Here is a 19,669-nt window from a genome sequence, read left to right as displayed (position 1 = left end):
CGATAGGACGCAGTGTGACGGGATGGTCCACCAGGATCATCGCCATGACTGACGCCCTGGGCAATCTGGTCCGCTTTACGCTTATCCCCGGCCAGCATTACGACACGGTCGGGGTGGCGCCTCTCCTTGAACCGGCTGATTTCGAGGGTCTTCTTGCCGACAAGGCGTTTGATGTCCACTGGATCGTGGACACCATACGCGCGCAAGGGGCCTGCGTGGTCATTCCCCAGCGTCGGAACCGCCTCGACAGGCGACCTTTCGATGGAGCCCTGTTCAAGCGCATCGCCATGCGAAGCGACAAGACCGACAGATCATTCGCAGCGATGATTTATCTCACCGCCGCAATCATCAATTCGCGTTAATTCCCAACAGGCCCCAAAAAGCGTCAAAAACGCCGCCATTTTGAAACAAGGCGGCATCCAAAAACTTTTATTTTTTATAAATTTATTATTTTAAGACAGTTAGTTAGGAAGTTTTTTCTGCCGCACGGCGGCTGACCAGCCGGGTGGCGCTGCACAACATGCCGATGAAGGCGACAGCCGACCCGAAACCAAGACAGCTGCGTTCCGCATCATGCGCGATCAGGCCAAAGACCATGGCCACGCACATGGCCCCCGTGGCCTGCCCGCACTGGCGCGCGATCTGCACCATGCCCGACGCGCTGCCCGAACGGCCTGGTGGTGCGGTAATCATCATGATGCGGTTGTTGGGGGGCTGGAAAACACCAAACCCCATGCCCGCGATCGTGATGCGCCATGCAATGTCGTACCATGCCGGATGGGATGGCAGGAAATAGAGCGCCAGGAACCCCATCGAGGTCATGAACAGCCCGACCGAGGACAGGATGGCGGCCGGAACCAGGTCCGTCAGCCGGCTTAGGACGGGGGCGACGGCCATGATGCCGACCGGCCACGGCGTCATGAGCAGCCCCACGATGGATGGCGGGTAATGAAACATGGACTGCAGCGTGAACGGAAACGAGATCATGAACAGGTTCGAGGATACAAAGGCGACGAACCCGATCAGCGTCCCGCTGCGAAATGCCGGAATCCGCAGCATGTCCACCGGGAACATGGGGTGCGCGCGTCCACGCTGGCGGCGCACCAGCAGCCAGCCCGCGACAATCCCGGTCAGCAGCAGCATGATGACCTGTGGCATGCCCGCATGGTGCGCCACCGAATCCCCCGCCATGATCAGCGCGCCAAAAGCCAGCACGTTCAGGATGGCGCTGACCCCATCGAACGTACCCGCGCTGATGGGCGTGCGCGGCAGGGAAACCAGCGCCAGCACAAGGGCCGTCAGCCCCAGCGGAATGTTGATCAGGAACAGCCACGGCCACGTGGCGACCGTCAGGATGATGGAGGCCACCGTCGGCCCGCCCCCCACGCCCAGCGCCACCATCACGCCATTCAGCGCAATGCCGCGACCAAGGATGGCATGGGGATAGATGAAGCGGATCAGCGCGATGCTGACACTCATGATGCAGGCGCCACCCACGCCCTGCACCGCGCGCGCCAGTGACAGCATGAGCAGCGAATGCGACAGCGCGCAGAACAGTGACGCTACCGTCAGCAGCGCCAGCCCGATCTGGCACAGCCGCGCAAAGCCGATACGCGAACCCAGTGCCGCCATGGGCAGGAGCGAGACCACGCTGGCCAACTGGTAGGCATTGACGATCCACACCGCCGATGCGGGCGAGACATGGATATCCTGCGCAATGGTGGGGAGTGCGACGTTGGCGATGGCGTAGTCCAGCAGCGCCAGCAGCACCGACAGCGCCACGGCGGTCACCGCGCGGACACGGGCCGCGCCATGCAGGCCTTCGCCTTCAGTCAGGACAGGGGTGGATCGGGGGGGCATGGCAGCGGCTTTTCAGGCGGAAACGTATGTTGCAATACTGCAACGGAATGCAGGTCTGCCGCAACAGCCACGCCATCCGTCCGGATGCCGGGGAGCCTGCGGCAGGGCTGTGTCGGCTCAGCCCTGCGCGTTGAGCGCGCGCAGGCCGATGTCGTGGCGGTAAATGCCATCGGGCCAGTCAATGACCTTCACCGCCTCATACGCCCGGTCCCGCGCCTGCTGCAGCGTGTCCCCCGTGGCGCAGACGGCCAGAACGCGCCCACCTGCCGCGACCAGTTCGCCCGCTGCATCCCGTTTCGTGCCTGCCTGGAATACATGCACGTCCGGCATGGCCTCGGCCACCGCGATATCGCGGATCACGCCGCCGGTCACCGGCGTGCCGGGATAGCCACGTGCGGCCATGACCACGCTTATCGAGGACTGGCTGGAAAAGCGGATATCGGTGTGTTCCAGCTTGCCCTGCGCCACGGCGGCAAGGGCGGCCAGCAGGTCGCTTTCCAGACGGATCAGCAGGGCCTGCGCCTCCGGGTCGCCAAGGCGGACATTGTATTCGATCAGTTGCGGGCCGGTCCGGGTCAGCATGAGGCCCGCGAAAATGATGCCGGTGAACGGCGTGCCACGACGCGCCATTTCACGCAGCATGGGCCGCACTAGCAGGTCCAGGGCGGCTTCCTGCTGCGCGCGACCAAACCCGGTGGGGGGCGAAACCGCACCCATGCCGCCGGTATTGGGGCCGGTATCCCCATCGCCAATGCGCTTGTGGTCCTGTGCCGCGCCAATCAGCACGGCGGTCTCGCCGGCGCAGAAGGCGAACAGGGAAACCTCATCCCCCATCAGGCAGTCCTCGATCACCACGCTGTGGCCCGCCTGCCCCAGCGTGCCGTCGGTCATCATGTCGGTAATCGCCTGCTCGGCTTCGGCCACGTCCTGCGCCACGACCACGCCCTTGCCTGCGGCAAGCCCATCGGCCTTCACCACGACCGGCGCGCCATGGCGGCGCACGTACTCCAGCGCGGGGGCGGCCGCGTCAAAGCGTTCCCACCGCGCGGTGGGAATGCCCGCCGCGTCACAGACTTCCTTGGTGAAGGTCTTGCTGCCTTCCAGTGCGGCGGCAGCCTGCGTGGGACCGGCGCAGGCGATGCCCGCCTTGGCGCAGGCATCGGCAATGCCCGCCACCAGCGGCGCTTCGGGGCCAGGCACGACCAGGTCGATGCGCTCACGCTGCGCCAGCGCGATCAGGCCAGGCACGTCGTCGGCGCGGACGGGGCAGTTCGTGCCCAGCGCTGCCGTGCCGGGATTGCCCGGCGCAATGAACAGGGCATCAAGCAACGGCGACCGCGCAATGGCAGCGGCCATGGCATGTTCCCGTCCGCCTGATCCAACCAGCAGCACCCGCATCACTCGTTTCTCCCGTTTTTCATCTCTGCCCTTTCGGGGTGGCCGTCTCTATCATACCTTGCGCGGATGGATGAACAGTTTCCCGACTCCGGCCGCGCCATGGGCGGCAATACCCCGGAATTTTCGGTTGCCGAGATTTCAGGGGCCATCCGCCGGGTGCTTGAAGGCACGTTCGGCCGCATTCGCGTGCGTGGTGAAATCACGGAATTCATGCGTGCCCGGTCCGGACACCTGTATTTTGCGCTCAAGGATGAAGGGGGCAAGCTTTCCTCCGTCGTCTGGCGAGGGACGGTGCCCCGGCTGGGGTTGAAGCCGGAAAACGGGGTGGAGGTCATCGCCACGGGCCGGATTTCCGCCTATGGCGAGCGGTCTTCCTACCAGATGGTGATCGACCGGCTGGAATACGCGGGCGAGGGCGCGCTGCTGGCCCGGATCGAACGCCTGCGCCTGCGCCTTGCGGCGGAAGGCCTGTTCGATGCGGAGCGCAAGCAGCCACTTCCCTTCCTGCCGCGCGTGATCGGGGTGGTCACATCGCCACAGGGCGCGGTGCTGCATGATATCCGCACCACGATTGCCCGCCGCTTTCCCCACCCCGTGCTGGTCTGGCCGGTGGCGGTGCAGGGGGACGGGGCGGCCGAACAGATCGCCCATGCCATCACGGGTTTTGACGCGATTGCGGCGGGCGGCAGGGTGCCGCGCCCTGATGTGCTGATCGTCGCGCGCGGCGGCGGGTCGCTGGAAGACCTCATGGCCTTCAATGACGAAGCGGTGCTGCGCGCGGTGGCGGTGTGCCGCATTCCGGTCATTTCCGCCGTGGGGCATGAAACGGATACGACGCTGGTTGATTTCGTGTCCGACCGCCGCGCGCCCACGCCCACGGCGGCGGCCGAAATGGCGGTGCCGGTGCGTGCCGAACTGGAGGCGGACCTTGCGCAGCGTGACGCGCGCCTGCGTGGTGGCCTTGGGCGCGCGCTGCAACTGGCGCGCGCGCGCCTGGACCGGGCGGCGGCGGGACTGCCGGATCTGCCCGCCGTGGTGGAAAATGCCCGGCGGCGGCTGGATGACCGGGCATACCGGCTGGACCTGGCGTTGCCGACACGCATGGAACAGCTGCGCAGCCGCCTGCGCAATGCATCCGACCGGCTGCCCGCGCCGCAGATGGTCCTTGCCCTGCGGCGTGCCGATCTGGCGCGGGTTGATGCCGCGTGCCAGCAGGCGATGGCCGGTTTCCTGCACCGCCGCGTTTCCACATTGCGGGGGCTGCGCGTGCCGCCCGCCATGCTGGTGGCGCAACTGCGCGCCAGCGCCAGCCGCCTTGCCGGGGCGGCGGGACAGCTGGCTTCCCTTTCCCCGCAGGCCGTACTGGAACGTGGCTATGTGCTGGTGACCGACAGCGCGGGCAGACCGCTGGCGCACGCGGCGCAGGCGCGCCGGGCGAAACAGGTGACCCTGACCTTTGCCGATGGGCAGGTTACGGCCCGTCCCGTCGGGGCGGGGGACAGGCAGCAGGGGCATCTGGATCTGTAATGCACATACGGGCACGAAACATGACGATAACGACACGATTCCGCGCCATGGGCGCCGCCCTGCTGCTGGCGGGGTGCGCGGGGCATGCGGCGCACCAGCCAGCGCCCCGTCCCGCCGTGGGGCAGGCCGCAACGCCGGGGCGCATCCCGCCACAGGATTTCGCCCCTGGCCTGACGGGAGAAGAAGGGGCGCCGCCACAGGGCGTCATCCTGACCAATGATCCCTCAGCCCCTGCGGACACGCCGCTATGTGGGCATGCCGCGCGGGAGGCGAACAGCATCGGCGCCACCGTCCACCCCGACATTACCCCCACCATCAGCAGTTGCGCCGCCAATGCGTGTTTCGATGCGCAGACCGGTACCTATATCGCCGCCGATGGCAGCCGGCGGGTCTGCCGCTAGCGCCCGGCTCGCAACACGTTGCATGGGTCATATGTCGCGGGCGGGCAGGCAGGGGCCATATTCCGATTGACTTGGTCCGGATGGATGGTTGACCCTTTGGGGTATCATGAGCCTCCCCCCATCATCCGATAGCGTAGGCGATCCGCAGGCGACAGTGCACATGTTCCCCCTCAAGCGCATGCTGTCGGTGCGCGAGGCGGCGGAGTATGTGGGCATCACGCTGCTGCGGCTGCGCAGCCTGCGTCTGGTGAATGCGGGGCCGCACGCCGCCATGCGCAACAAGAGCGGGGTCATGTTCCGGATCGAGGATCTGGACGAATACGTGGACACCCTCTATCGCCGCGCCAACATCTCCCATACCGAGCAGGCGCGGCACCGCAACGAATGGCGCGGCAGGCTGGCGGCCCTGCCGGAAGAGGCGCGCGGCGGCATATCCGATCCCTTCATGCAGATACTCACCCGTGACGAACTTCTGGAAAAAGGGGCCAATCGCGGGTTCCGCGTCCTGTTCCTTGGCGGCCTGTGCCTGATTTTCCTGTCGCATACCCCATTGATCTGGCGGCTGTAAGGGTATGACGCGGGGCGCATTTCGGGGAAAATGCGTTTTTTGGGCTGTGCGGGTATGTTCATTCGACATACGATCCGCTACGCAGAAACCACGATAGCGGAACAATAATGGATCGGATAATGACAGGTATGCGCAGCAGCATTATGGCCCGGACCGGATACGCGCGGCTATGTGGCGCGCTTTGTGGGGCGGCGCTTGCCCTGACCCCTGTCCTTGCCATGGCGCAGGATGCCGGTGGCGGTCAGCAGCAGACACCCATTCTGCCCATGCCGCCCGTGCCGGAATTCAAGCCGCTGCCCCCGGGCACGAAGCCTGCGGCCCCTGTCATTGGCATTTTCAATACCCAGCAGATCATGGCGCAGTCCACCGCCGTGCAGAAGCTGCAGACCGAACTGGGCACCCGGCGCGAGGCGCTGGTGCGTGATGTCCGGGCCGAGGATGGACAGCTTCAGGCCCTGCGCCAGTCCATCATCAAGGCCGGCAAGGCCCCCACGCCGGAACAGCAGCAGGAACTGCAGAAGCGCGTGAACGCCGACCGCACCAAATTCGGCAACCGGAACCGGATACTGGAAGAAGATGCGCAGGTTGCCCTGAACCAGGTGCAGCGTGAAATGCAGCAGATCGTCAGCGCCATTGCCAGCGCGCGCGGCATGACCATGGTGCTGCAGGCCGGCACCGCTGCCCTGCATGACAACAGCCTTGATATCAGTGATCAGGTCGTGACCTACTTGAACCAGGCTTTGCCGTCGGTATATCTGCCCAGTGCTACGGAAGATCCCGAAGAAATCGCCAAGAGCGGCAAATACCCGGTCATGCCGTTCCAGCCCGCCGATAACGGCGGCGAATGATCGCCAGATAAAAAATAAAAGTTTCTGGGTGCCGCCTTTTTTAAAAAAGGCGGCATTCTTTTTTGAAGCTTTATGAAAACAGCTTCCCCGGAAATATCTTGATAATTTTCAGGCTAGCAGGTCGGCTGTGACTGCCCCGGTGGCCGATATGGCGTCTGCGGCCGCCAGGCGGACCAGATAGCCCCGTTTCCCCCCGTTGATGACAACATAGGGCTGTGCCAGTGCTTCCTGCGCCAGGGCGGTCCGTACCCGTTTGCGCTGCCCGAACGGGCTGATCCCACCCACGCGGAAGCCCGTGCTGCGTTCGGCGTCCGGAGGGGGCATCATTTCGGCTGATTTGCCGCCGAAGGCTGCCGCGACCTTCTTCATGCCCAGTGTTGCCGCCACGGGCACCACGACACAGGCGGGGCGTCCGTCCACCATCACCATCAGGGTCTTGAATACCCGCGCGGGATCTTCCCCGATGGATGCGGCGGCGTGGTTGCCCGTCTGTCCGGCATTGGGGTCATAGTCATATTCAATGACGCTGAATGGAACGCCTGCCTTTTCCAGCGCCGCCGTGGCGGGTGTCGCCCTGCTCATATGGTTTCCTTCGCCCTGAAGATATTCTGAAAATCATAAAGGTTTTTGGTGAAGCCCTTTGCAAAAAGCTTCAGGAAACGCCGCCCTTTTGAAAAAAGGCGGCGCCCAAAAAACTTTTATTTTTTATCAACAGGTTCCATTCCGAACCGCACATAAATCCCCTGTGGCTGGGGACCGGGCAGGCACAGGCTGACGATCCGGGGTGCTACCGCCTCGGGCGGGGTCAGGCTATCCATGTCCAGTGCGGGCATGGCCAGCCGGCGCAGCCGGGTCGCGACCATGCCGGGTTCAAACAGGTTGATGCGCAGCGGGCTGCCCTGTGGCAGTTCACTGATCCATGTCCTGACGATGGCGTCCTGGGCGGCGCGGGTGGCGGCCACCAGTCCCCAGAAGGGCGCGGGCGTCTGGCCATGCTGGTCGGTCAGGAAGACGGCGCGCCCGGCCGGGCTGCGTTCCAGCAGGGGGGCCAGCGTGCGGATCAGCCGCCATGTAGTCAGGGGACCGGCCTGCATGCCCCGTTCCCACTCCTTGGGCTGCATGTGGGACAGCGGGGACAGGATACCCAGTTCCCCCGCGCAATGCACCACGCAGTCCAGCCTGCCGAACCGGGTTGCGATGGAAGGCCCGAGCGTATCGAGCTTTTCACCATCCAGCAGGTTCAGCGGCAGCAGGGTGGCGTTGTGCCCCGTATGCTGACGGATCAGGTCATCCGTCTGCTCAAGCCCACCCTGCGCGCGCGCGGTCAGGATGCAGTGCGCGCCAGCCTGTGCCAGTGCTACGGCAGCCGCGCGCCCGATGCCCCGGCTGGCGCCGGTGACCAGCGCGACCCGCCCGGTCAGGTCGGCAAGAGAACCCGTCATGCGGGTTCGGGGTGATGTTCGGCCTCGTAATCCACCAGTTCGATCGGATAGTCGCCGGTAAAGCAGGCATCGCAGTAGCGGTTGGCGGCACTCTTGCGGTCCTTGTAGCCCAGCGCGCGGTACAGCCCGTCGAACGAGATGAAGGCAAGGCTGTCCACGCCGATCAGCCTGGCCATTTCCGCGACATCATGCTGTGCGGCAAGAAGCTGGCTGCGTTCGGGCGTGTCGATGCCGTAGAAGCATGAATGCGTGGTCGGCGGGGAGGAGATGCGCATGTGCACCTCCTTGGCGCCCGCTGCCCGCACCATGTCCACGATCTTGCGCGATGTGGTGCCACGCACGATGGAATCATCCACCAGCACCACGCGCTTGCCATCCAGCACGGGACGGTTGGTGGAATGCTTCATCTTCACGCCCAGATTTCGGATCTGGTCGGTCGGTTCGATGAAGGTGCGGCCCACGTAATGGTTGCGGATGATGCCCAGTTCGAACGGAATGCCGCTTTCGGCGGCGAATCCCATGGCCGAGGGCAAGCCGGAATCGGGCACCGGCACGATCACGTCGGCCTCGACCGCGCTTTCACGCGCCAGTTCCACGCCGATCTGCTTGCGGGTGTCATACACGGCCTTGCCGTCCATGACGGAATCGGGCCGGGCGAAATAGATGTATTCAAACACGCAGAAGCGCGACTGCTTGCTGTCGAACGGCTTGAGGGAACGGATGCCATCATCGTTGATGATCACGATCTCGCCCGGTTCCACGTCGCGCACGAATTCCGCACCGACAATGTCCAGCGCACAGGTCTCGCTGGCCAGGACCCATTTTCCTTCCGAACCGTCTTCTTCCCGCAGGCGACCCAGGATCAGCGGACGCACGCCCAGCGGGTCGCGCACGCCGATCAGTTCATTGCGTGACAGTACGATCAGGGAATACGCCCCCAGCACCTGCTTGAGCGCATCGATCAGCCGGTCCACCACATTGGAATACAGTGATATGGCGATCAGGTGGATGAACACCTCGCTATCGGTCGTGGACTGGAATATGCAGCCCCGCCGCACCAGCGCCTTGCGCAGGGTTTCGGCATTGGTCAGGTTGCCGTTATGGGCCACCGCCAGGCCACCGAATTCAAAATCGGCAAACAGCGGCTGCACGTTGCGGATCAGCGTCGCCCCCGTGGTGGCGTAACGGTTGTGACCCACCGCGCAGGTGCCCGGCAGGGTGGCCATGACGCGGGCGTCGCCAAATACCTCGCCCACCAGACCAAGCCCCTTGTGGGTGTGGAAGCGTTCGCCGTCAAAGGATACGATGCCGCTGGCTTCCTGCCCGCGATGCTGCAGCGCGTGCAGGCCAAGCGCCGTCAGGGCGGCGGCATCCTTGGTGTTCCATACGCCAAAAACCCCGCATTCCTCATGCGGCTTGTCATCATCATGCCGCCACTGGGCGGCGAGATCATCGCGTTCATGCTGTGTTGTCGGATTGCCGGAAACAGCATGGAAGGTGGTGCGGGACATGGTCAGCAATCTTTCCTTGACGGACGGGTGCGGGGGGTACCGACAGAAGGTTCAGATGGGCGCGTCATGCCGCGTCCCGGCGGGTTGCGCAAGGTGCGCGTGAAAGTTATCGGGCGTATAGGCGTTCAGATACGTCACACTGTCGCCAACAAGGGGGACGATACGGCTCGATCGCATGACATCGGGCCATTCGGCTGCGGGAATGAGGGCGGTGATGCCCGTGTACAGCAGTACAAGGCAGACATACCCGCGCGCCAGCCCGAAGATCAGGCCCAGCATACGGTCGATCCCGGCCAGGATGGACCCCTGTACCGCCTGACCTGACAGATGGGCAGTCGTGGTGAAAATGACAAGGAGCACAAGGAACAGCACGGCAAAGGATGCAAGGGACGCCAGCGTGTGGTTGCTGATCCATTGCGTGGCATAGGGCATGAGGGCGCCATACCACGCCACGGCCATGATGATGGCCATGACCCAGGCGGCAAGGCCCAGTACTTCGCGTGAAAAGCCGCGGACCGCACCAACCACAGCCGACAGGGCGACAATGGCGATGCCTGTTGCGTCAATCCAGTTCATGCGTGCCGGACCGGGGGAGTGCCCGCCGGCAGGTAACAGGCATGGACCTGGTCCATCTATCGCGACATTTCCTGCTGTTCCGCCTGCGGCCAGCTTATGCCACCGGCGTGCGGCAACGCATAGGCCAAAAATGGTCCGTTTCGATTTCGTACCCATCATGCATGGGGGCAGGGCGGCCTGTCAGGGCAGCTTGGTGGTGCGGATTTTCCATGGCCGCCTGCGCGCGGCGGTGGAGACGGATGTACGTTCGGCCATGTTCAGCGCCAGCAGCAGGTTGCCCATGCGGGTGCGGCGGTCAAGTTCGATCCACACGTCCTCGGGGTCGATGCCATCGGCGGCCCAGATTCCCAGCAGGTGGGTCAGCACATCGGCGCTGTGTTCGATCAGGCCCGCGCGGTCATGGGTCATGAGGTCCATCACGCACTGTTCGGCGGCACAGGTGAAGGCCCGCCCGGCCACGCGCGTGACACGGGTGTTGCGCGGCCTGTCATCAGGGGAACGGGCCGCGTCCAGACGCGCCTGCAGCCGGCCAAGCGCATGGTCGGCGCCGGGCCGGTCTGGTGGTGGGGAAGGCGTGGGGCGGGAACGGGACATGGGGTGATGATGGACATTATTTCGCCCACCGGTCAACAAATCCCGCCGTATGGCCCCGATGCGTTTTTCAGATCGAGAAATACTTCGCGTGCGGGTTGAAAATCACCAGCGCCGAAGTGGACTGTTCGGGGTGCAGCTGGAAGCCATCGGTCAGGGATACCCCGATTTTCTGCGCATCCAGCAGTTTCAGGATCGGCTCCTGCTCCTCCAGCCGGGGGCAGGCGGGATAGCCGAAGGAATAGCGTGACCCGCGATAGCCCTGCTGCAGCAGTTTCGCCATGTCGCGGTCATCCTCGGCGGCGAAGCCCATTTCGGCGCGCATGCGCTTGTGGGTGTATTCCGCCATGGCTTCCGCCATCTCCACCGACAGGCCATGCAGGTAGAGGTAATCCTTGTACCGGTCCGCCTCGAACCATTCACGCGCGCGGTCGGATGCATCCTGCCCCACGGTCACGACCTGCAGGCCGATCACGTCGCGCCGTGCATCATCGATATCGCGCACGAAGTCGGCAATGCAGGCCCCGTCCGCACGCGGCTGTCGGGGCAGGGTGAAGCGGGCGACCTCGGTCGCGCCATCCTCGCCAAACAGCACCAGGTCATTGCCTTCGCCCGCCGCCTTCCAGTAGCCGTAGCTTGCCTTGGGGTGCAGGATGTCCTGCTCCGCGCACAGCGCCAGCATGTGGCGCAGCACGGGACGCAGTTCCTTGCGCGCCCAGACCATGAAGTCGTCCAGCGAGCGGCCCTGTTTACGGAAACCCCACTGGAACTGGTACAGCGAACGTTCATTGAGGAACGGCAGCACCGCCTCCGGCGTCGCCTCCAGCACGCGTGGTCCCCAGAAGGGCGGCGTCAGCACGGGTTCATCCGCCGTCAGTTTTTCACGCCGCGCCCGGGCCGCAACCTTGTCCACGGGGCCGAAGCCACGGGTGGCTGCATCCTCGATATCCTGCGTGCGATTGCTGCGGCTGGCCTTGCCCGCGCGGCGCGACTGGATGGCGGCAAGGTAGGTGTCGAATTCACCCTGCACCACCTTGTCCATAAGCGACAGGCCATCGAATGCGTCACGGGCGTAAGCAACCCGGCCCGCTTCGCCATAGGCCGCGGTGCAGTCCTCTTCCACGTAATTGCGCGTCAGCGCGGCACCGCCCAGCATGACGGGCACATCAAGGCCCTGACGCTGCATTTCCTCAAGGTTTTCGCGCATGATGACGGTGGACTTGACCAGCAGGCCGGACATGCCGATGGCGTCCGCCCTGTGTTCGCGCGCGGCCGCGATCATGTCGGCCACCGGCACCTTGATGCCGAGGTTGATGACCTGATAGCCATTATTGGTCAGGATGATGTCGACCAGATTCTTGCCGATGTCATGCACGTCGCCCTTCACGGTGGCCAGCACCATGGTGCCACGGGCCTGCCCTTCGGTGCGTTCCATGTGGGGTTCGAGCCATGCCACGGCGGCCTTCATCGTCTCGGCGGACTGCAGCACGAAGGGCAGCTGCATCTTGCCCGCGCCAAACAGTTCGCCCACCACCTTCATGCCATCGAGCAGCACGGTGTTGATGATGTCCAGCGGGGCCATGTCGCGCATGGCTTCGGCCAGATCGTCTTCCAGCCCCTTGCGGTCGCCATCGACAATCCGGTCCTTCAGGCGTTCGGGGGCGGTTTCGGCCCGGGCTTTCTTCACCGCGTCGGCGGCCTTGCGGTCGGCAAAGATTTCAAGGATGCGCTGCAGCGGGTCGTAGCCTTCGGCGCGACGGTCGAAGATCAGGTCCTCGGCCACCTTGACCTCATCGGCGGGGATCAGGTGCAGCGGGCGGGTCTTGGACACATGCACGATCGCCGCCGTCATGCCCGCGCGTACCGCATGGTCAAGGAAGACCGAGTTCAGCACCGCGCGCGCTGCCGGGTTCAGGCCAAACGAGATGTTGGACAGCCCCAGCACGATCTGGATATCGGGGAAGCGCTGGCGGATCAGGCGGATGCCCTCCAGCGTCCATTCGCCCAGCTTGCGGTCATCCTCCGTGCCGGTGCCGATGGTGAATGTCAGCGGGTCGATCATCAGGTCGGACTGCGGCAGGCCATGCTTTTCACACGCGAATTCGACCAGCCTTGTCGCGATGCGCAGCTTGTCTTCCGCCGTCTTGGCCATGCCCACTTCATCAATGGTCAGCGCAATGACGGAGGCACCGAACTTGCGCGCCAGCAGCATGCGTTCGTTGGCGATCGCCTCCCCATCCTCGAAGTTGATGGAGTTGATGATCGGTTTGCCGCCATGCAGTTTCAGGGCGGCCTCGATGACCGGGGTTTCGGTGGAATCAATGACCAGCGGCGCGTTGACCGAGGACGTGAAGCGGGTGACGACCGCGTTCATTTCGCGCATTTCATCACGGCCGACAAAGGCGGTGCAGATATCGAGCGCGTTCGATCCCTCGGCCACCTGTTCGCGGCCAAGGGCCACGCAGCCATCCCAGTCGCCGGCTTCCTGCAACTGCCGCCATTTTTTCGACCCGTTGGCGTTGCAGCGCTCACCGATCGAGAAATAGCTGTTTTCCTGCCGCAGCGGCACCTGCGAATACAGGCTGGCGACCGACGGGATCCATACCGGCCTGCGCGGCACGGGGGCGGGGCGGATGCGGCCCGTGCCCTCGGCGCGCTTACGCAGCATCTGGTCCAGCGCCTGCGTATGCGGCGTGGAGGTGCCGCAGCACCCGCCGATCAGGTTCAGCCCGTCCTCGGTAATGAAACGTTCGACCCAGCTTGCCATTTCGGCGGGCGTCAGCGGATAATGCGTGGTGCCATTGACCAGTTCGGGCAGGCCCGCATTGGGCTGGACCGAAATCAGGCCGGGCCAGTTTTCGGACAGCCAGCGCACATGCTCGGCCATTTCCTGCGGGCCGGTGGCGCAGTTCAGGCCCATCAGCGGCACGTCCAGCGCGTTGATGACGGTGGCGGCGGCGGCAATGTCGGGGCCGACCAGCAGCGTGCCGGTGGTTTCCACCGTGACCTGCACGAAAATCGGGGTGTCCACGCCCATCTCGGCGCGCGCGATCTTGGCGCCGTTGACGGCGGCCTTGATCTGCAGCGTGTCCTGGCACGTCTCGATCAGGAAGCAGTCAACCCCGCCTTCGATCAGGCCACGGCACTGTTCGGTCAGGCCCGCTTCCAGCGTGTCGTAATCGATATTGCCCAGCGAAGGCAGCTTGGTCCCCGGCCCGATGGAGCCGACCACGTAGCGGTGGCGGCCATCGGCAAAGGTCTCGGCGGCTTCGCGCGCCAGATGGCCCGCCGTGCGGTTGATTTCCCGCGCGCGGTCCGCCAGCCCGAATTCGGCCAGCGTTATGGGCGAGCCGCCAAAGCTGTTGGTTTCCACCATGTCGGCCCCGGCCTCGAAATACCCGCGGTGGATTTCGCGCACCAGTTCGGGACGGGACAGGTTCAGGATTTCGGTGCAGTTTTCCTGACCCCAGTAATCACGCTCGACCTCAAGGTCCAGAAGCTGTACGCGCGAACCCATGCCGCCGTCACACAGCAGGACCTGATCGCGAAGGGCATCGAGAAGATGGGGACGAGTGGTCATTGTTATCCTGATGTCTCATGAAGGGGACACGGCGCGGACTGGCGTTCCGCCGCCAGGTATCCGGTAGCTGTCTTGCATAAAGTTATGTCCGGTGCCCTTTATTCCCTTAACTTTCGGCTGGTGTCCAGCGTCATTGCCCAAATGGGGAAGGCACGCGCCCATATGGATGAATGGAGAATGTCATGACCCGTGACGGGCGTATTGCGCTGGAATTCCTGACTGATCGCGCCGCCATCCATCCGCGCGCCGATACCCTGCTGGTGGTGGGCGCGGGGAATGCCCCGGCACAGGCGGCATCGTGGGCCGGGGTCGTCACGGTGGACCGGCCCGCCGCGTCGCCGTTCATGCACGCGACGGGGTGCGCGTGCTGCACGGGGCGCGGCGGGGGACTGGCGGNCGGTGCTGGGCGATGTTTTCCGCAGGCGCGCCACGGGCGACCTGAAATGGTTCGACCGCGTGGCCGTGCTGCCGCCCGGTGGGCAGGCGGCCGCCTGGCGGGCTGCGCTGTCAGGCGACGTTCTGGTCAGCGCGCGCTTTGCCGTGCGGTAGCTTCCACGGCAAAAACGGTCCCGTTAAGGAACCCTTTGCTTTCTGCCCCTAGTCTGGACCGCGTGAATGGACAGAGCGTGCAAAGCAAAAGGGGTGCCGTGGGCCATACAGACCAATCAGCGGACCCGGACGGACGCGGGCAGGCGGATACCCGCCACGCGCCGGAACTGATCCGCCTGCAGGCGGTGCTGCGTGCGGCCCGTTTCCATGGCATTGACCTTGACGTGCGTGATTTCGCCGGCGAGGCCGGGCAGACCGTGCCCACCATTCCCGCCCTTGCGCGGTGGGTGGAGGAAAACGGTGGCAGCGCGCAGGGCATGCACCTGCAATGGCGTGAAATCGTGCGCCTGCGTGACGTGCCGCCGGTTGTCCTCATGTTCATGGACGGGTCGGCGGGCCTGATGGTCGGCGCGGACGCGGCCCGTGGCGTCGTCTGGCTGGCCGATCCCTTCGCCGGTCCCGACACGTCCCCCGTGGCGGTGGACGCATTGCGGCTGGAAGGGGTGTGGAGTGGCGACGTGCTGCTGGTCCGCGGCGGGCAGGACGGCGCACGCAGGGAAGACGCGGTCAATTTCGCATGGCTGCGGCGCATGGTGCTGGGGGAACGCCGGCTGCTGCGTGACGTGGTCATCGCCTCCATGGTCATAAGCGTGCTGGCGATCTTTCCGCCGCTGATCGTCATGCAGGTCATTGACCGGGTGGTGAACTTCCATTCCATGTCCACGCTGGTTTCCCTGACCGGGCTGGTGGGGGTGATGTCTTTTTATGAAATCCTGCTGACCTATGCCCGGCGCGAGATCACGCTGGTGCTGACCACGCGGCTGGATACGCGCATATCGCTGGCGGTGTTCGACCGCCTGCTGGCCCTGCCGCTGGAATTCTTCGAACGCGAGCAGGCGGGCAACGTGATCGGCCGCGTCAGCGCGATCTACAAGGTGCGGCAGTTCATGACCGGGCGGCTGCTGGGCACGTTCCTGGACCTGTTCACCCTGCTGGTCGTCATGCCCTTCCTGTTCTGGCTCAGCACCACGCTGGCCTGCCTGACGGTGGTTGCCGCCGCGCTGATCGGGGTGGTCATCCTGCTGGCCATGCCAGCCGTGGGGCGCCTCATGGGGCGGCAGGTCCGTGCCGAGATGGAGCGCAGCGGTGCGCTGTATGAAACGGTTGCCGGCATCCGCACCATCAAGACAATGGCCCTGGAGCCCGTGCGGCGCGAAGTCTGGGATGAAAAGACCGCCAATGTGGTGACCGCATCCCTTGACGCGGGGCGCATGGGCAACTGTGTCGCGACGGCGGTCATGCCGCTGGACCTGTTCATCAATCGCGGCATCATCCTGATCGGGGCGTATCTGGCCATTACCTCCACCACATCGGGGATGGAGGCCGGGGCGCTGATGGCGTTCACCATGCTGGGCGGCCGGGTCGCGGCCCCGCTGGTGGGCATGGCGCGGCTGATTGACGACCTGAACGAAGTGCGCAGCGCGCTGGCGGAAGCGGGGTCCGTCCTCAACCGCCCGACGGAAACCCGGGCGCTGACCACCGGCCTGCGCCCGCCCATCCATGGCGCGCTGGCGTTTTCGGATGTATGCTTCACCTATCCCGGCGCGTCCACGCCCGCGCTGTCGGATGTCACGTTCAGCGTGCCCGCGGGCACCATGCTGGGGCTGGTCGGGCGCAGCGGGTCGGGCAAGTCCACCATCACGCGCCTGCTGCAGGGTGTCAGCCGCAGCTATACCGGACACCTGCGGCTGGATGGCATCGACCTGCGTGAAATCAACCTGACCTACCTGCGGCGGTCCTGCGGGGTGGTGCTGCAGGACAATTTCCTGTTTCGCGGCACCATCCGCGACAACATCATCGCAGGCCGCCCTGGCCTGACGCTGGAAGACGTGGTGCGCGCCGCCCGCCTTGCGGGGGCGGAAGAATTCATCGAACGCATGCCGGCAGGCTTCGATACGTGGATCGAGGAAGGGTCCACCAACATATCCGGTGGCCAGCGCCAGCGCCTCGCCATCGCGCGCGCCGTGATTTCCGACCCCAGGCTCATGATCCTTGATGAAGCGACCTCCGCCCTCGACCCGGAAAGCGAGGCGGTCGTCAACGCCAACCTGCGCCATCTTGCGCGCGGACGCACGATGGTGATCGTCTCGCACCGCCTGGCCTCGCTGGTGGCATGCCACCAGATCTGCGTCATGGACCATGGGCAGGTGGTCGATATCGGCACGCATGACGAACTGCTGTCGCGCTGCACCATCTACCGTACGTTGTGGATGCAGCAGAACCATCCCGATGACTGCGGTAATGGGGAGGGGCCGCCTGCCGTCTCCCATATGCACGGTGACGCGGCATGAGCGGCCATGACCTTGTGCCCCCCACGCCCGAGGCGGTGGAGGAATCCGGCATGCTGTCGGTCCTGCCGCCACCCGCGGCGGATGTGCCCACCGACCTGCCCCCCGCGCTGCTGGCGTTCTATTCCCCTTCCGCCGCGCTGATTGACCTGCCGCCATCCGATGCGGCGCGCTATGTCATCTGGCTGGTCGCGGCACTGGCCGGGGCGGGGCTGGCGGCCATGACGTTCTTCCCGCTGGACCGCGTGGTCAGCGTGAATGGCCGCCTGACGCCGTTTGACAACACGATGGTGCTGCAGCCGCTGGAAACCTCCATCATCCGCACGGTGGAGGTACATGAGGGCGATACCGTGCACAAGGGGCAGGTACTGGCCCGGCTGGACCCCACGGTGACGGATGCGGATGTCACCAACATGCGCCGCCAGGTCGCGGCCTACCGGGCGGAAGTCGCCCGCCGCACGGCCGAAGCCGAGGGCCACCCCTATACGGCGGACATGAACGATCCGGCATCCGTGCAGGAAGCTGCCGCCTATCTGCGCCGTCAGGCGGAATACACCGCCCAGATGTCCAATTATGACCGGCAGGTCGCCGGGCTGGAAAGTGAACTGCAGGGATATGAGGCCAGCGCGGCGATGTATGCCGCCCGCGCCCGTGTCGCGCGTGATGTGCAGGACATGCGCGTGCGCCTGCAGCATGAACAGGTGGGCAGCAGGCTGTCCACGCTGGCGGCGCAGGATACGCTTATGGAGGTCACGCGCTCGCAGGTGTCGGCGCGCCATTCCGCCGACAGCACCCGCGCCCGGCTGGAGGCGATGAAGGCCCAGCGCGATGGTTACGCCAGCAACTGGCACGCCACGGTGTACCAGGACCTTGCGCTTGCGCAGCACCGTCTGGCGGATGCCGATGGCAGCTACAGCAAGGCGGTGCTGCATCATGACCTGATTGTCATGCGGGCCGACCGTGACGCGGTGGTGCTGAGTATCGCGCATCTGTCGGCGGGGTCGGTCATTCAGGCCGCGACCCCGCTCCTGACGCTGGTGCCGACGGGGGGGCATCTGGATGTGGTGGCCACGCTGCGCGGGGTGGATGCGGGCTATGTGCGGGCCGGGGATCCGGCGCTGCTGAAATTCGCGGCTTTCCCCTATACCCAGTATGGCGGGGGGGAAGCGACGGTGCGTGTCATAAGCCCCGATTCCTTTACATCCTCCGGCGCACGGCCCGGCGCCAGCGCCGAACAGGGAGGGGATACGGGCGATACGATGAGCGCCTATTATCGTGTGCGCCTGTCGATCGACCGATACACGCTGCATGGCGTGCCGCCCTTCTTCCGTCCCCAGCCGGGCATGCCGGTCGAGGCGGATATCCATGTCGGGCGACGCACCATCATGCAGTACCTGCTCAACCGCCTGCTGCCTGCCGTGACCGACGGCATGCGCGAACCCTGATCGGGGGACGGCGTTGGTGCGCAAGTTCCTGTCCGGCCTGCTGGGCGGGATCACGCCTGCGGCCCGTTTTCGCCATGCGTGCCGCCTTCTGGAACATGAAGGCCGTTCGGCGCAGGGATTCGCCCTGCTGGGACGCCTTGCGCGCGGCGGCATGGTGGCGGCGCAATATCAGGTGGCGCGTGCCTACCTTGATGGCAATGGCGTTCCGCGCAGTCCGATCGAGGGCGTGCGCTGGATGCACGTGGCCGCGCGCGCCGGGCATGTCGAGGCCTGCTTTTCCCTTGCCCTGATGCTGCTGGTCGATCCACCAGGGCGAGGCGGGGATCACAGGGGGGCCGATGGCCTGCTGCCCGTGGCATGGCCGGAGGGCATCGACCAATGGCCCGACCCGGCAGCCGCAACCGGCTGGGCACGGCAGGCCGCGGAAGGGGGGCTGTCTGATGCGCAGGCCCTGTACGGGTACCTGCTGGCGACCGGCCCGCAATCTGTACGCGACCCGCAGGCCGCGCGGATGTGGTGCGAACGTGCGGCACAGGCCGGTTGCCCGCAGGGAGACCTTGGGCTGGCAGTCACCCATTTTGCGGCATCAGGCCAGATGCCGGGCAGCGATCCCGATGCCGTGGCGGCCCTGATCCGCGCGGCGGAAAGCGGGTTGCCAACCGCGCAGTACATGCTGGGCCTGCTGCATGACCGGGGCTGGGGCCTGCCGCTGGATATGGCGCAGGCCGAACAGTGGTATGCCCGCGCCGCCGTGCAGGGCGTGCGCCCGGCACAGGCTCGTTATGGTGCGCTGCTGCTGAAGGATGGGGACGGCAGGCCACGCAACGCCATGACGGCGGAGACATGGCTACGCCGTGCCGCCCTTGCCGGTGATCGGGAGGCGGCGGCCCTGCTGGGGGACCTGCATGTGCATGGGGAAGCCGCCCTTCCCGGCGACCATGAAGCGATGATCTGGTACCGCCGCGCGGCGGCGCAGGATCATGCGGTGGCGTGCCGCATGCTGGCGCTGCTGTACATGCATGGGC

18 protein-coding genes are annotated in these 19,669 nt (G+C 65.3%); 9 read left to right on the top strand and 9 right to left on the bottom strand.

The genetic code is table 11. The features are described 5' to 3' along the window. Positions 1–362 (top strand): transposase (locus GEU01_RS25670; RefSeq protein WP_019085676.1); only part of this gene is annotated, 362 nt, incomplete at its 5' end. Between the two features lie 103 nt (positions 363–465). Here the strand turns inward: GEU01_RS25670 and GEU01_RS08140 are convergent. After that, a complete protein-coding gene (locus GEU01_RS08140; protein ID WP_019085675.1) occupies positions 466–1,860 on the bottom strand; it encodes an MFS transporter in 1,395 nt (464 codons plus the stop codon). 117 nt (positions 1,861–1,977) lie between these two features. Beyond that, positions 1,978–3,258, bottom strand: a complete 1,281-nt coding sequence (gene purD, locus GEU01_RS08135) for a phosphoribosylamine--glycine ligase (protein WP_010508234.1) — start codon at positions 3,256–3,258, stop codon at positions 1,978–1,980. Between the two features lie 66 nt (positions 3,259–3,324). Here purD and xseA point away from each other — a divergent pair, with 66 nt between their 5' ends. The 4 genes from xseA to GEU01_RS08115 all read left to right on the top strand — a co-directional run bounded on the left by xseA (position 3,325) and on the right by GEU01_RS08115 (position 6,602). Continuing rightward, on the top strand, positions 3,325–4,785 hold the full coding sequence (xseA, locus tag GEU01_RS08130; protein ID WP_019085674.1) for an exodeoxyribonuclease VII large subunit: 1,461 nt from the start codon (positions 3,325–3,327) through the stop codon (positions 4,783–4,785). A gap of 47 nt (positions 4,786–4,832) precedes the next feature. Beyond that, a complete protein-coding gene (locus GEU01_RS08125) occupies positions 4,833–5,186 on the top strand; it encodes a BA14K family protein (protein WP_019085673.1) in 354 nt (117 codons plus the stop codon). Positions 5,187–5,346: 160 nt separating this feature from the next. Beyond that, positions 5,347–5,754: a hypothetical protein gene (locus GEU01_RS08120; protein ID WP_019085672.1), complete on the top strand. Its 408-nt coding sequence runs from the start codon at positions 5,347–5,349 to the stop codon at positions 5,752–5,754. Between the two features lie 128 nt (positions 5,755–5,882). Then, positions 5,883–6,602, top strand: a complete 720-nt coding sequence (locus GEU01_RS08115) for an OmpH family outer membrane protein (RefSeq protein WP_010508240.1) — start codon at positions 5,883–5,885, stop codon at positions 6,600–6,602. A gap of 108 nt (positions 6,603–6,710) precedes the next feature. Here GEU01_RS08115 and ybaK read toward each other — a convergent pair whose 3' ends face one another. The 7 genes from ybaK to GEU01_RS26755 form a co-directional block, all read right to left on the bottom strand. Beyond that, complete coding sequence (gene ybaK, locus GEU01_RS08110) at positions 6,711–7,184, bottom strand: Cys-tRNA(Pro) deacylase (protein WP_019085671.1); 474 nt, start codon at positions 7,182–7,184, stop codon at positions 6,711–6,713. Positions 7,185–7,300: 116 nt separating this feature from the next. Beyond that, entirely contained in the window at positions 7,301–8,044 is a 744-nt protein-coding gene (locus tag GEU01_RS08105; RefSeq protein WP_019085670.1) for an SDR family NAD(P)-dependent oxidoreductase, read from the bottom strand. After that, positions 8,041–9,555 (bottom strand): amidophosphoribosyltransferase, encoded by a 1,515-nt coding sequence (gene purF / locus GEU01_RS08100; RefSeq protein ID WP_019085669.1) that lies wholly within the window; start codon positions 9,553–9,555, stop codon positions 8,041–8,043. The genes GEU01_RS08105 and purF overlap by 4 nt, the downstream gene beginning before the upstream one ends. Before the next feature lie 51 nt (positions 9,556–9,606). Continuing rightward, positions 9,607–10,131 (bottom strand): CvpA family protein, encoded by a 525-nt coding sequence (locus tag GEU01_RS08095; RefSeq protein WP_019085668.1) that lies wholly within the window; start codon positions 10,129–10,131, stop codon positions 9,607–9,609. A gap of 180 nt (positions 10,132–10,311) precedes the next feature. Continuing rightward, complete coding sequence (locus GEU01_RS08090) at positions 10,312–10,725, bottom strand: phosphoribosyl-ATP pyrophosphatase (protein WP_019085667.1); 414 nt, start codon at positions 10,723–10,725, stop codon at positions 10,312–10,314. A 67-nt stretch (positions 10,726–10,792) separates the two neighbouring features. Further along, positions 10,793–14,302, bottom strand: coding sequence for a methionine synthase (gene metH, locus GEU01_RS08085; protein ID WP_019085666.1), 3,510 nt, complete (start codon positions 14,300–14,302; stop codon positions 10,793–10,795). 98 nt (positions 14,303–14,400) lie between these two features. Next, a complete protein-coding gene (locus GEU01_RS26755) occupies positions 14,401–14,652 on the bottom strand; it encodes a hypothetical protein (protein ID WP_232272454.1) in 252 nt (83 codons plus the stop codon). Between the two features lie 49 nt (positions 14,653–14,701). Between GEU01_RS26755 and GEU01_RS26750 the strand changes: the two genes are divergently transcribed. From GEU01_RS26750 to GEU01_RS27745, 4 genes are all read left to right on the top strand, one after another. Beyond that, a complete protein-coding gene (locus tag GEU01_RS26750) occupies positions 14,702–14,851 on the top strand; it encodes a hypothetical protein (RefSeq protein WP_010508249.1) in 150 nt (49 codons plus the stop codon). A gap of 98 nt (positions 14,852–14,949) precedes the next feature. Then, a complete protein-coding gene (locus tag GEU01_RS08075; protein ID WP_042710814.1) occupies positions 14,950–17,202 on the top strand; it encodes a peptidase domain-containing ABC transporter in 2,253 nt (750 codons plus the stop codon). Next, the gene (locus GEU01_RS08070) at positions 17,199–18,644 is read left to right on the top strand and encodes an HlyD family type I secretion periplasmic adaptor subunit (RefSeq protein ID WP_019085663.1); all 1,446 of its coding nucleotides are present in this window, start codon (positions 17,199–17,201) and stop codon (positions 18,642–18,644) included. Before GEU01_RS08075 ends, GEU01_RS08070 begins: the two co-directional genes overlap by 4 nt. 16 nt (positions 18,645–18,660) lie before the next feature. After that, positions 18,661–19,669, top strand: a 1,009-nt coding sequence (locus GEU01_RS27745; protein WP_456303512.1) for an SEL1-like repeat protein, incomplete at its 3' end; no start/stop codon positions are given.

Source organism: Komagataeibacter europaeus LMG 18890, from assembly GCF_000285295.1.
Lineage (GTDB): Bacteria > Pseudomonadota > Alphaproteobacteria > Acetobacterales > Acetobacteraceae > Komagataeibacter > Komagataeibacter europaeus.
The sequence above is the reverse complement of the archived record's forward strand: the minus strand, read 5'-3'. Positions and strand labels throughout refer to the sequence as shown.

Coding starts and splice junctions, on each gene's coding strand:
- GEU01_RS08140 (WP_019085675.1), bottom strand. CDS start 1,860: ATGCCCCCCCGATCCACCCCTGTCCTGACTGAAGGCGAAGGCCTGCAT.
- purD (WP_010508234.1), bottom strand. CDS start 3,258: ATGCGGGTGCTGCTGGTTGGATCAGGCGGACGGGAACATGCCATGGCC.
- xseA (WP_019085674.1), top strand. CDS start 3,325: ATGGATGAACAGTTTCCCGACTCCGGCCGCGCCATGGGCGGCAATACC.
- GEU01_RS08125 (WP_019085673.1), top strand. CDS start 4,833: ATGGGCGCCGCCCTGCTGCTGGCGGGGTGCGCGGGGCATGCGGCGCAC.
- GEU01_RS08120 (WP_019085672.1), top strand. CDS start 5,347: ATGTTCCCCCTCAAGCGCATGCTGTCGGTGCGCGAGGCGGCGGAGTAT.
- GEU01_RS08115 (WP_010508240.1), top strand. CDS start 5,883: ATGCGCAGCAGCATTATGGCCCGGACCGGATACGCGCGGCTATGTGGC.
- ybaK (WP_019085671.1), bottom strand. CDS start 7,184: ATGAGCAGGGCGACACCCGCCACGGCGGCGCTGGAAAAGGCAGGCGTT.
- GEU01_RS08105 (WP_019085670.1), bottom strand. CDS start 8,044: ATGACGGGTTCTCTTGCCGACCTGACCGGGCGGGTCGCGCTGGTCACC.
- purF (WP_019085669.1), bottom strand. CDS start 9,555: ATGTCCCGCACCACCTTCCATGCTGTTTCCGGCAATCCGACAACACAG.
- GEU01_RS08095 (WP_019085668.1), bottom strand. CDS start 10,131: ATGAACTGGATTGACGCAACAGGCATCGCCATTGTCGCCCTGTCGGCT.
- GEU01_RS08090 (WP_019085667.1), bottom strand. CDS start 10,725: ATGTCCCGTTCCCGCCCCACGCCTTCCCCACCACCAGACCGGCCCGGC.
- metH (WP_019085666.1), bottom strand. CDS start 14,302: ATGACCACTCGTCCCCATCTTCTCGATGCCCTTCGCGATCAGGTCCTG.
- GEU01_RS08070 (WP_019085663.1), top strand. CDS start 17,199: ATGAGCGGCCATGACCTTGTGCCCCCCACGCCCGAGGCGGTGGAGGAA.